Origin of the sequence: Arcticibacter sp. (genome assembly GCF_045629565.1) — a bacterium.
Taxonomy (GTDB): Bacteria; Bacteroidota; Bacteroidia; order Sphingobacteriales; family Sphingobacteriaceae; genus Arcticibacter.
The window spans coordinates 56,675-68,776 of the sequence record NZ_JAZQRL010000042.1 but is presented as its reverse complement, the minus strand read 5'-3'; the positions used below and the strand labels follow the sequence as shown (position 1 = coordinate 68,776).

Annotated in this window: 12 protein-coding genes; 7 read left to right on the top strand and 5 right to left on the bottom strand. The window is 46.0% G+C overall.

Going from position 1 to position 12,102, the window contains the following annotated elements; all coding sequences use genetic code 11:
* Positions 1–171 precede the first annotated feature (171 nt).
* The 4 genes from nhaA to ACKI5J_RS05605 form a co-directional block, all read right to left on the bottom strand.
* Positions 172–1,374 (bottom strand): Na+/H+ antiporter NhaA, encoded by a 1,203-nt coding sequence (gene nhaA, locus ACKI5J_RS05620; RefSeq protein WP_407427372.1) that lies wholly within the window; start codon positions 1,372–1,374, stop codon positions 172–174.
* Between the two features lie 56 nt (positions 1,375–1,430).
* Positions 1,431–2,051: an L-threonylcarbamoyladenylate synthase gene (locus ACKI5J_RS05615; RefSeq protein ID WP_407427370.1), complete on the bottom strand. Its 621-nt coding sequence runs from the start codon at positions 2,049–2,051 to the stop codon at positions 1,431–1,433.
* A 65-nt stretch (positions 2,052–2,116) separates the two neighbouring features.
* Entirely contained in the window at positions 2,117–3,562 is a 1,446-nt protein-coding gene (gene asnS, locus ACKI5J_RS05610) for an asparagine--tRNA ligase (protein WP_407427368.1), read from the bottom strand.
* Positions 3,563–3,949: 387 nt separating this feature from the next.
* On the bottom strand, positions 3,950–4,249 hold the full coding sequence (locus tag ACKI5J_RS05605) for a hypothetical protein (RefSeq protein ID WP_407427366.1): 300 nt from the start codon (positions 4,247–4,249) through the stop codon (positions 3,950–3,952).
* Between the two features lie 15 nt (positions 4,250–4,264).
* Here ACKI5J_RS05605 and ACKI5J_RS05600 point away from each other — a divergent pair, with 15 nt between their 5' ends.
* From ACKI5J_RS05600 to ACKI5J_RS05570, 7 genes are all read left to right on the top strand, one after another.
* Positions 4,265–5,698 carry an alpha-L-fucosidase gene (locus tag ACKI5J_RS05600; RefSeq protein ID WP_407427364.1) on the top strand — a complete coding sequence of 478 codons (1,434 nt, stop codon included), beginning with the start codon at positions 4,265–4,267 and terminating at the stop codon, positions 5,696–5,698.
* A gap of 25 nt (positions 5,699–5,723) precedes the next feature.
* Positions 5,724–7,250 carry a DUF4955 domain-containing protein gene (locus ACKI5J_RS05595; protein WP_407427362.1) on the top strand — a complete coding sequence of 509 codons (1,527 nt, stop codon included), beginning with the start codon at positions 5,724–5,726 and terminating at the stop codon, positions 7,248–7,250.
* 22 nt (positions 7,251–7,272) lie between these two features.
* Positions 7,273–7,602 (top strand): L-rhamnose mutarotase, encoded by a 330-nt coding sequence (locus tag ACKI5J_RS05590; RefSeq protein ID WP_407427360.1) that lies wholly within the window; start codon positions 7,273–7,275, stop codon positions 7,600–7,602.
* 47 nt (positions 7,603–7,649) lie between these two features.
* Positions 7,650–8,903 carry a tagaturonate epimerase family protein gene (locus tag ACKI5J_RS05585; RefSeq protein ID WP_407427358.1) on the top strand — a complete coding sequence of 418 codons (1,254 nt, stop codon included), beginning with the start codon at positions 7,650–7,652 and terminating at the stop codon, positions 8,901–8,903.
* A gap of 22 nt (positions 8,904–8,925) precedes the next feature.
* The gene (locus ACKI5J_RS05580) at positions 8,926–9,162 is read left to right on the top strand and encodes a hypothetical protein (protein WP_407427356.1); all 237 of its coding nucleotides are present in this window, start codon (positions 8,926–8,928) and stop codon (positions 9,160–9,162) included.
* Between the two features lie 111 nt (positions 9,163–9,273).
* A complete protein-coding gene (locus ACKI5J_RS05575) occupies positions 9,274–9,594 on the top strand; it encodes a GNAT family N-acetyltransferase (RefSeq protein WP_407427354.1) in 321 nt (106 codons plus the stop codon).
* On the top strand, positions 9,497–9,754 hold the full coding sequence (locus tag ACKI5J_RS05570; RefSeq protein ID WP_407427352.1) for a GNAT family N-acetyltransferase: 258 nt from the start codon (positions 9,497–9,499) through the stop codon (positions 9,752–9,754). The genes ACKI5J_RS05575 and ACKI5J_RS05570 overlap by 98 nt, the downstream gene beginning before the upstream one ends.
* A gap of 24 nt (positions 9,755–9,778) precedes the next feature.
* On the opposite strand, the gene ACKI5J_RS05565 is transcribed toward ACKI5J_RS05570, so the two are convergent.
* Positions 9,779–12,055, bottom strand: coding sequence for a cation:proton antiporter (locus ACKI5J_RS05565; protein WP_407427350.1), 2,277 nt, complete (start codon positions 12,053–12,055; stop codon positions 9,779–9,781).
* Positions 12,056–12,102 lie beyond the last annotated feature (47 nt).

Sequence of the window (12,102 nt, the reverse complement as noted above, 5' to 3'; positions counted from 1 at the left end):
GAAGAGCCTTAAGCCGCTTTTTAATCTTTTGATAAACACTTTCGCCAAAAACTTTATTTATTGAACCACCTTACAAGGCGGTCGAGGTGGAGGATCTGAAATAGTACGACTTCAACGATGTTATGTGAACGATGTTTCATTTAAGTAAACTACATGTTATATTACTCTAAACTAAAATGCCTCATCTTTATTGTCAGTCGGTGTAACTTTTGATTTGTTAAGGCTCTTAAGGTAGATAAAACCCAGGCTTCCAGCGAGTACAGATGCGATCAGGATAGAGAATTTAGCTTCAGATTGTAAGAAAACATCGTCAAAAGACAAAAGCGAAATAAAAATAGACATAGTGAACCCTATCCCTCCGAGAAGTCCAACGCCCACAATGTGCTTCCATTGTGCGCCCGAAGGAAGTCCCGACCATTTCAATTTTACCGATAGCCATGAAAAAGCAAAGATGCCCAATGTCTTGCCAACAATCAATCCAAAAATGATACCCATTCCCAACGAGCTCGCCAGACCTTGAATCATTCCGCTTTCAAAGCGAATAAGCGTGTTGGCCAAAGCAAAGATGGGCATGATAAGGAAGTTCACTGGTTTGGTAAGGCTATGTTCCAGCTTTTCCAACGGCGACTCCTGGTCGCTCACATTTGTAGGGATGGTAAAGGCGAGCAGGACGCCTGCAATAGTCGCATGAATCCCCGAATGGTGAACAAAGTACCACAGAAAAATGCCCGGAATCAGATAAAAAATCAGGTTCTTAACACCAAATTTATTGAAAGCGACCAGGAGCGCCATAATGCCGGCGGAGTAAAGCAACTGATCAGTATGGAGCTCGTTGGTGTAAAATATCGCAATAACGATAATGGCACCAAGGTCATCGACAATTGCCAATGCCGCCAGAAAAATCTTAAGAGAGGAGGGGACTTTGTCGCCTAACATCGATATGATCGCCAACGCGAAGGCGATGTCTGTAGCCATGGGTATTCCCCAACCGCCGGCCGTTGCGGTGCCTTGATTAAACATGGCATAAATCACCGCAGGAACAAGCATTCCACCTATAGCCGCGAAGACGGGCATGGCAGCCTGCTTAATAGAAGATAACTCGCCCTCTACAATTTCTCTTTTAATTTCCAATCCCACCAGGAGGAAAAAGATTGCCATCAGGCCGTCATTTACCCATATTTCGGTTGAATACCTCAGGTTGAAGCTTCCTAAAACAAAGCCAAACTGGTGATGGAGCAAGCTCGCAAAAGATTCATGCAGCGGACTGTTTGCGATACTTAATGATATCACAACAGAGACTAGAAGAAGTATACCACCGATTTGTCCTGATCTGAGGAAGTCTTTAAAAGCTTTGAGGTTGATTTTGCGAGTCATGCTGCGAAAATACAAAATACCGCACTATATTAAAGTGCATCCCAAGGACTTGGTCGCTATATGTAATCTTCCAGCTTACCCTTGCCCTCTCTTAGCACAGTAAACTCACCGGTAGTACAGTCTACAACCGTTGATGCTATATTGCCTCCGTATCCTCCATCGATCACGATATCCACCTGGTTTTCAAATTTTTCGTGGATAAGTTCCGGGTCTGTAGAATACTCGAGAATATCATCATCGTCCCGTATGGAGGTGGATAATATAGGATTGCCAAGCTGTTTCACAATTTCCATTGCTATGGAATTATCCGGAACACGGATACCCACCGTCTTTTTCTTGGAGCTGAGTAACTTCGGAACATTGTTGGATGCATTGAAAATAAAGGTGAAAGGGCCCGGAAGCGCCTTCTTGATCAATCGGAATACCGATGTATCTATCGGTTTAACATACTCTGAAATGTTGTGCAGATCGTGACAAATGAATGAAAAATTAGCCTTTTCCGGCTTTATCCCTCGTATCTGGCAGATCTTCTCGATGGCCTTATGATTGGTGATATCACAGCCCAGTCCGTAAATGGTGTCGGTTGGGTAGATCACTATTCCGCCGCCTCTCAATACATCAACCACTTGTTGAATCGCCCTGGGATTAGGGTTTTCAGGATAAATACGTATCAGCATAACTTCAATTCTATTAAAAAAGCCTGAATGATATAACCCAGGCCTTTTGAAAATGTTGTCAGATATTAAAATTCAGCATTATTCGGCGTACGCGGGAAGGCAATAACATCCCTGATATTGGTCATCCCTGTTACGAACAATACCAAACGCTCAAAGCCTAACCCGAAGCCGGCATGTGGCGCTGAGCCAAATCTTCTGGTATCCAGGAACCACGACATCTCTTCAACCGGAATGTGCATATCATGCATGCGTTTTTCCAGTTTCTCCAGACGCTCCTCCCGTTGAGAGCCACCCACGATCTCGCCTATTCCAGGGAAGAGAATGTCCATGGCGGCCACTGTGTTTCTGCCCAGCTCATCAGGTTCGTTCTGGCGCATATAGAACGACTTGATATCAGCCGGGTAGTCTGTTAGGATTACCGGTTTTTTAAAGTGCTTCTCTACGAGGTAGCGCTCATGTTCTGATTGCAGGTCAGCTCCCCACTCGTCTATCAGATACTTAAATTGTTTCTTCTGATTCGGCTTGGAGCTTTTCAGGATTTGAATCGCTTCGGTATAAGTGATGCGCTCAAAATCGTTTTCCAAACAGAACTGCAATTTGGAGAGCAAATCCATATCAGAACGCTCTGCCTGCGGTTTCTGCTTTTCTTCTTCCAGCAGACGGCCTTTCAGGAACTCCAGTTCCTCACCGCAATGGTCAAGCGCATACCGGATAACGTATTTTAACAGCTCTTCGGCCAGGTCCATGTTGTCATGGATATCGAAGAACGCCATTTCCGGTTCGATCATCCAGAACTCAGCCAAATGGCGTGTTGTATTGGAATTTTCTGCACGAAATGTAGGGCCGAAAGTGTAGATCTCGCCGAAAGCCATCGCTGCAAGCTCACCTTCAAGCTGTCCGGATACAGTCAGGTTAGTAGACTTTCCGAAGAAGTCTTCTTTATAATTTACCGTACCGTCTTCATTTCGGGGTACGTTATCAAAATCAATAGTAGAAACCCTGAACATCTCGCCGGCACCTTCAGCATCGGATCCCGTGATAATAGGGGTATGCATGTAAACGAAGCCCTTTTCGTTGAAGAATTGGTGAACAGCAAATGCAAGGGCATGTCTTACCTTGAAAATAGCGTTGAACGTGGTGGTACGAAAGCGCAGGTGTGCGATTTCCCGTAAAAATTCCAGGCTATGTTTCTTGGGTTGTAATGGATATTTTTCAGGATCACTGTCGCCCAGGATCTCCAGATTTTTAACTTTTAATTCTACGCGCTGACCCTTACCTAAAGATTCTACAAGATCTCCCGTTACCGAAATAGCGGCACCAGTAGTAATTCGTTTCAATATGGCCTCATCCGTATTCGTGAAGTCTACAACAGCCTGTAAATTATTGATCGACGATCCGTCATTGATAGCAATGAACTGATTGTTTCTGAACGTTCTTACCCAGCCTTGAACATTAATCTCCTGCCCAAAGTCAGTCGTATTTAAGAGGTCTTTGATTTTTGTGCGCTTCATATAGATGCAAATCTATAAAAAGAAACAAAATCAATACGTTATTTCTTTGTGAAACAGCGCTAAAGTTCAGGCCGGAAATAATAGACCAGTTATTTTCCGATCTTGACTATTTCATCGACCTTCAGAATCACTGTGTAGCCGGCGTTATTGACCTTTATGCCGCTTATATATGGTCTTGGACAGACCTCATCTGTATTAGCGATTGAGTAAGTCATTCCGTAATACCATCTCCCAATCATAGTCTGTATGCTGGCGTATATCCAGCGCCTTGCACCCCACATGAGTCCGACTTACAGGGTCAAAAGTCGGACTCATGTGGGGTTGAACATTGCTGCTATAGCGACTGATATAGACGATGATTGATGCAAGTTGTCTGGATGTCAGTAGTCAGGAATCATACGTCTTTTTAGAAATGCTATGAAATTTTGCCTGCACGATGCCCATCTGCAGGATATGGTTGTTGCAACCGATGATCGGTAAAAACCAGTTTTTTAAGATACTATGATGCAAAGCTGAAGCCAATTTAGCAGATAAATTAGCCAATAGGGTAAGCGGTTTTGCCTCTGAATTATTTCTTATTTGCACAAGCTTACCGAGACAAAAAATTATAAACCCTTTACTAGAAAATGATGAAATCAAAATCCATCCTTTTACCGAACCTGCCTGAAATGCGAATAATAGATCCATCTAATCCTTTAAGGAATGTTTAAGAAAGCCGTACTCCTCCTCTTAATTGTTGCACTTGCAAGCTCCTCACTCTACGCTCAATCCAATTTGTCCAAGGAAGAACGTATGAAATGGTGGAGAGAAGCCCGTTTTGGTATGTTCATTCATTTTGGCGTTTATGCGCAGATGGCAGGGGAGTACCGCGGGTACCAGCAGGCCAAAGGCGGCGCAGAATGGATCATGAACAGGATGAAAGTTCCGGTGGAGGAGTATAGGTCAATAGCGCGGCAGTTCAATCCTGTCAAGTTCGATGCGGATGAGTGGGTTAAAGCGGCTAAAGATGCGGGTATGAAGTACATTGTCATCACGGCTAAGCATCATGATGGCTTTGCACTGTTTGATTCGAAGGCCTCGGACTGGGATATCACCGATGCGACGCCGTATGGCAAGGACTTGCTGAAACCCCTAGCCGAAGCCTGTAAAAGGCATGGGATGAAACTGGGTTTTTATTACTCTCAGGCACAGGATTGGGTAAACCCTGGTGGGTCTGCCGCCAGGAAGGAGATGCGAGAGGGTTGGCCAAATCCGGATAGTACGAAAATTGACGCTTATACCAAAGCGAATTTGGGGCATTGGGACCCTCTGCAGGAAACAAAGTCTTTTGACCAGTACATCGATCAGGTTGCCGTACCTCAGCTGCGGGAGCTGATGACCAACTATGGCGAGATCGCTGTTCTCTGGTGGGATACTCCTACACGTATGACTGATGATGCTGCCTTGAAATTTACAGAGATTCTGAAGTTACAACCTCAAATTATAACTAACGACCGGTTGAAACGACCAAACTTCCCTGGTGATACCAGAACGCCGGAGCAAAAAATACCCGATCAGGCTGAGCTTGACGGCAAGGATTGGGAAACATGCATGACGATGAACAGGACCTGGGGGTACAGGAAGACAGATGACAATTGGAAATCCGCGGAAGCACTTGTCCGTAATTTAGTGGAGTCTGCCTCTAAGGGTGGGAATTATCTCTTAAATGTCGGACCTAAGCCGGACGGCTCTTTTCCACAGGAAAGTGTAGAGAGGCTGCAAGCAATAGGTTCATGGATGAAAGTCAACAGTGAAGCGATTTATGCTACAAAAAAAAACCCTCTAGCGGCGGTCGACTGGGGTTGTATTACCCGGAAAGATAACCAAACGAACACCGTTTTATATCTTACCGTATTTGACTGGCCCAAGGGAGAAGCTCTTATATTGCCGCAGCTGAAAAGCAAGGTTGTATCAGCAGCTGTGTTGGGGAGTCCGCTGAAGGTGAATACGAAGGCGGCAGGCGGAAACGTATATGTGAGTATCCCCGGTAAATCGGCATTAGCTATCGCACCTGTTATCAGGCTGGAGGTTGAAGGTCATATAGACAATATCGCGACAGTACCGGCAAGCCAAATGAAGACCGGCGAGCTGGACTAATTTTGCGTTATCTTTATTAAATGATATGATGAAGAAAATCAGTTCAATATCTTGTTTGTTTCTGGTGATGACCTTTCCGGTCTTTGCGCAGCAGGTTGCCCCTTTGTGGGAAGATTTTATCAATGCTAAAAAGACCGGTGCGATACCCATCCTGCCCGATTTCTCTTATGCCGGCTACCACTTTTCAGAACGGTCCATCCCGGACCAATCAAAGAAAATGCGGTTTAATGTAGTCGATTATGGAGCGAAGCCTGATGATGGACAGTACGATGATGAGGCGATCCAACGGGCTGTGGATGCCGCTGAGAAGAGCCCTTCTGGAGGCGTCGTGTTTTTTCCTCCCGGAAAATACATGCTGGCGGCCGACCATGATAGTACAAAGCATATCCGTATCTCGAAGAGCAACATCGTTCTAAAAGGAAGCGGAAGTGGCGCCGGCGGTACGGAAATATTTCAGGATAAGATGCGGATCCATGGCAGACAAATCCAGTTTAGGCCATCTTCTACAAACTCCAGGCGGCTGACAACCATTACCCGGAATGCTAGTCGTGAGAGTTTTTGGGTGGAAGTTGCCGATGCTTCATCCCTGAAAGCAGGACAAGATGTGGTGATTTATCACAGGAGCGAAGAGTTTACGAAAGCATATTTCGCACCCCTTCAACTCAAACAGCAATGGACACGATTATTCGGTCCGAATGGAGGGATGCTGATCCATGAAATTCATACCATAGAAAAAATTGAGGGTAAGCGGGTGAAATTTAAGAATCCAATTCATTTCGATCTGAAAATCGTAAGCAGCAAACCTTTTGAGCTCCGCGCATATTCCTCCATGGAAGAATGTGGAGTCGAAGACATCCTCTTTAGCAGTAACTGGAAGAATTATCCGGAAGAGTTTGTTCATCATAAAAATGCTATACACGATTACGCCTGGGAGGCTGTAGGTATGCAAAATGTAAAGAACAGCTGGGTGAGGAACTGTGTATTCAATGACTGGAACGAAGGCCTGTATATCAGCGGCGGCTACCAGATAAGTGTTCTGAATGTCGACTTCACTGGAAAAAAAGGCCATGCGTCTGTACATGCCAGAACCGGATATGGTGTGCTGATCAAGAATTGCAATTTCAATAGTGCGCAGCATCATGGTGCCGGTACCGGATACAGTGCTTCGGGTACGGTGATCACCCAATGTACGTTAGGCACGGATCAGAACATCGATATACATTCGGGACAGCCCCTGGCTACCTTGTATGACCAGATAAAAGGTGGCGTATTTTTTAATCTCGGAGGACCAGAGCCAGGATATCCGCATCACGGTAGACAGCTCGTTTTGTGGAATTTTCAGCACAGCTCTGGAAAGGATCAACATTATAATTTCTGGGATCCGGACAGACGGCGGAATTTTACCATCGCGGAACCTGTTTTGGTGGGCTTTCAGTCAGACCGCAAAGTGACCTTTGAAAACACGGGAACAAACGAGATGCAGGGAAAGATGGTCAAGCCTGAATCGCTGTTTGAAGCGCAACTCTTGTTCCGCCTGAAAGGGGAGCACTAATTATAAATTTATTAACAGAGAGATGAAGAGATACTGTATGACACTGGATCTTAAAGATGATCCTAAGCTCGTGGGCGAATATGTGCAATGGCATAAAGAAGTTTGGCATGAGGTGAAAGACAGTCTTCTCCAGTCGGGTGTATCCGCACTGGAGATCTACCTCCTTGGCAACCGTTTGTGCATGATTATGGAGACGGATGATTCTTTCAGCTTCGAACGTAAAGCGGAAATGGATGCTGCAAATATTAAGGTGCAGGAATGGGAGGCGTTGATGTGGAAATATCAGCAAGCTTTGCCGGGTGCGAAGCCGGGGGAGAAATGGATGCTGATGGAGAAGATATTTTCTTTATAGTACGTAATAATACTATAACCTTTTCGATTATAGGTTGTTGTGTTGTTATGAAGTTGGAAAAGTACTCATTCGGGATGGGTGATCGTTTTGCTCATCAGGGCGAAGCGCAGTTGAAAGCAGTTTTGAAAGCTAAGGAGAGGGGAGTGACGATTACTCCTGTCTGGAATAAATCGTATCGGGAGCATAAAACGGTGAATACCTCCCCTCCGGAGTTGCGAGCCGAGGCCGATGCGGCGGTAAAAGCCTTGGCCTGGACTGACCCTTATCGTGTAGATGCCGATCATATCACGATGGATACGGTAGGCGCTTTTATCGAATCGTCTGATTTCTTTACGATGGATGTTGCGAATTACATCGGCAAGTCAGCTCCTGAAAACGTGATCGAGGACTTTGTCGAACGGCGCAGAAAATACATAGGAGATCTATTCATTCCTGGTATAAGCGAGCAATTCAGCGTAACAGAAGATAACTTGCGCTATACAGCCGGGAAGTTCTTACTGGCAGCCATTGAAGCCGGTAAACTTTATGCTCACATAGCGAAAGCGAAAGGTGAAGATAATTTCATAGCGGAAGTGTCCATGGACGAAGTAGACGACCCTCAGACTCCGGTAGAGCTATTTTTTATTCTGAGTGCACTGGCCGACTATCATGTAAAAGCGCAAACCATTGCTCCTAAGTTCAGCGGGCGGTTTAATAAGGGAGTTGACTATGTTGGCGATTTACAGCAGTTCGAGAAAGAGTTTGAGGAAGATATCCTCGTTATCAGGCATGCGATAAAGGAGTTCGGTCTGCCGGAGAACTTAAAGCTAAGTGTACACTCTGGTAGCGACAAGTTTTCTATCTATCAGCCGATTAATCAGTTAATCACCAAGCATGATGCAGGCATACATCTGAAAACGGCCGGTACTACCTGGCTTGAAGAAGTTATTGGTCTTTCAGAAGCAGGCAATGAGGCTCTCGAGCTGGTGAAAGACATCTATAGCAGTGCTTTGGGGCGATTTGACGAACTGTGCGGACCGTATGCTGCTGTCATTGATGTGCAACGCGATAGGTTACCGAGTGCTGAAGAAGTAAGTTCATGGAGTCCGGACAAAATGGCTAATACCATTCGCCATGATCAGCAGCATCCGGATTTTAATCCAGACTTCAGGCAGCTGCTGCATGTGGCTTATAAGGTCGCCGGTGAGCATGGAGATCGTTATTATGCGGCCTTAGCGAAATACAGCGACATTGTTAGTGTGCACGTAACAGGGAATTTGTATGAAAGGCATATTGCTCCGTTGTTTTTGGGACGGGGCTAGATAGCTCTACCATTGTAGATATATGACGCTATCGTTTCTCATCGCATTCTATAATAGAAGGAGTGATGTAAATAGATATCTTTTGATAGCGACGGTATTCGGGCTATCTCTCGAGATAGCTGTGGGGATTGTCGCTGATTTAGATCGGGGGAATACTTACAACACTGCTTATTTTGCGTCAGCATCAGTCATTGCGATTGTCATCGGACGATATCTGGGCGTGAAGTTACGGGAGGCTGGAAAGCTCGTATGGAACTGATTTTGCTAACGTAGCCTCAGTTGCCCGAACTGGGAAAGCAATTTCATTATGCGATCACGTGATCAGTTACGACCTTTGCTATATGATTAATGATGTGGTAAACGCGAGAAGATGAGTGATAACGTAGAAGTGCAGATTGTAGAATATCAAGACACGTATCAAACGGCATTTCGGGCACTCAATGAGGAGTGGATATCCACTTACTTTGCGATGGAGGAAGCTGACTACAAAGCGCTGGACAATCCTAAAGCGTATATTATTGAACGAGGTGGGAAGATCTTTGTAGCGGTATACAACGGTGAGCCTGTAGGTGTCTGCGCGTTGATTAGGATGGATGATCCGGATTACGATTATGAGCTGGCGAAAATGGCCGTCTCTCCGAAAGTGCAGGGGAAAAAAGGTCGGTTGGCTGCTTGCGAATGCTGTTGTTGAAGCGGCAGGGAAAATGGGTGCCAAACGGCTTTATCTGGAGAGTAACACTTCTCTCATGCCGGCGATTAATTTGTACCGAAAGCTGGGTTTTAAGGAAGTGACGGGCCGGCCTACCCCTTATGAGCGTGCCGACATCCAGATGAGCCTTGATTTAAAATAGGAGTCCAGCGCAGCTTAGGGTTTATTACCCGCTCGTATTGAGCAACTGAATTTTCTTCTTTTCACCTACGATCCAGACAATATCACCCCATTCGAATACGGTAGTTGAATTCGGGTTGAGCATACGTTCGTTGTTTCGCTCTATGCCTACGACCAGGCCGTTCGTACGCTCTCTGATGCCGGAGTTGCGGACAGTAAGCCCTTTGAGTTTGTTATGTTCATCGACGACAATCTTCTGAACAACAATATTTTCTACAGCCTGATCAGAGAACTCCACCTGCTCTTTGGCATCGAATACCGGCTTAAACGCTTGCATTTGTTCGTCGGTGGCAATGATTCCAACCTGGTCAAACGGTAGTAGCTTGTTGAAGCGGCCGGGAGCGTAGATGAGCCTGTCGCCGCGCTTGATATAGGCGATGTTGATACCATATTTTTCGCGCCAGGATAATTCATCCAGCGTTTTTCCAATGTATTCAGCATGCTGACTTACTTCCAGATCTACCATGTGGGCATCCCAGGGCGAGAGGGAGGCGGCATCAGGGTTGAACTCGCGGTGAAGAATGTTTTCGTTCTGCGAAATGACATCTGCTTCTGCGGTTTCCCTTGCATTCAGATTGGAAAGGAACCTGCCTTCCAGGCGCTGATGGAATTTCTGGATCCGCTGCGAAAAGAGGATCAGGATGATGGAAATAACGGGAATAGCAACCATAAGTGCGATGGCCGTAGGGAATAGTTTATTGACCCAGAATCCGATGAGGAGTATCCCGAGTACAATTCGCAGGAATTCTAATACCAAAAGCGGACCGCGATTGTATCTCTTATTCAGCCACAATTCTTTGTAGGCCATATTATGTGGCCTTTTTGCCATTAGCGCCCATAGGAATGGCGTGGCTATACCGAATGAAACCACCAGGGCAATAATGCTTCGTGTGATATCGTTTGAGATGGCCTGATCTAGGAAAGGAACCAGGAAATTGATCGACAACAGCATTAATGCAAGAAGGATAATACCGTTTGTAAAGGCAATGCTTGAATACGCTTTCAACACCACTTTCCATTCATTCTCTGCCTGAATATTCTGTGTGCTGGTAGAATAAGTGTTGAGGGTCGTTACCCATTTCTCCGGCAAGGTGCGCTGCAGGAAGTTATAGAAGGGTTCCGAATACTTGATCATGTAAGGTGTGGTGAAGGTGGTGATCGCAGATGCACCAACGGCCACAGGGAAAAGGAAATCGCTGATTACACCGAGTGAAAGACCCAGGGTAGCCACGATAAAAGCGAACTCGCCGATCTGCGCCATACTCATGCCAACCTGCACAGATTGTTTTAATGGCTGTCCGGATAACAGCGCGCCCAGCGTTGTGCTGAACAGCTTTCCGAAGAGGGTTAACAAGGTGACACCGAGAACCGTCCAGCCGTGCTCCATAATGGTGACGGGATCAATCAGCATACCTACTGATACAAAAAAGATGGCGCCGAAAAAGTTCTTTATTGGTAATGTGATATGCTCGACCTTCTCCGCTGAAGTGGTTTCTGCGAGAATGGAGCCCATGATAAAAGCACCCAGCTCCGCTGAGAAACCAACCTGGGTAGCAACAACTACCATGCCCAGGCAGAGGCCGATGGATAGTATCAACAGCGTCTCGTCGTCGAGGACACTTTTAGCCTTTCGCAGTAAGGTTGGGATCAGGAATATACCGGCCAGGAACCACAGGATCAGAAAGAAAAGCAGCTTCCCGACGGTAAAGAGCATTTCTGTACCTTCAAACTGCTTGGTGACGGCTACTGTGGATAGTAACACCATCAGGAGGATGACCACGATGTCCTCCACGACAAGAACCCCGAAGACGATACGTGCGTACTGCTTGGTTTTAACGCCGAGCTCATCAAATGCCTTGATGATGATCGTCGTAGAGGAGCTAGCCAGCATACCTCCGAGAAACAGGCTGTCCATGGTCGACCAACCCATCCATTGACCCATGAAGTATCCGGCAAAGGTGATAAAAATGATCTCTACAAAGGCCGTAATGGAGGCCGAGCCTCCCACCCGGACGAGCTTCTTGAAGCTGAACTCAAGACCTAAACTGAACAATAGGAATATTACGCCGATGTCTGCAAAGGTCTTTACATTCTCTGTGTCGGCCACGCTGGGAGTTAGTGACAGATAGGGGCCGACCAGCAATCCCGCAATGATATAACCTAGAACCAGAGGTTGCTTTATGCTTTTAAAAAGTATAGTCACGAAGGCCGCGACAATTAAGATTAGTGCTAAGTCCTCTATAAGTTTCGGTAAGTGTCCCATTCAGTAAAATTGTGTGTGATCGCGACCTAATTTAATAAATTCCGGGG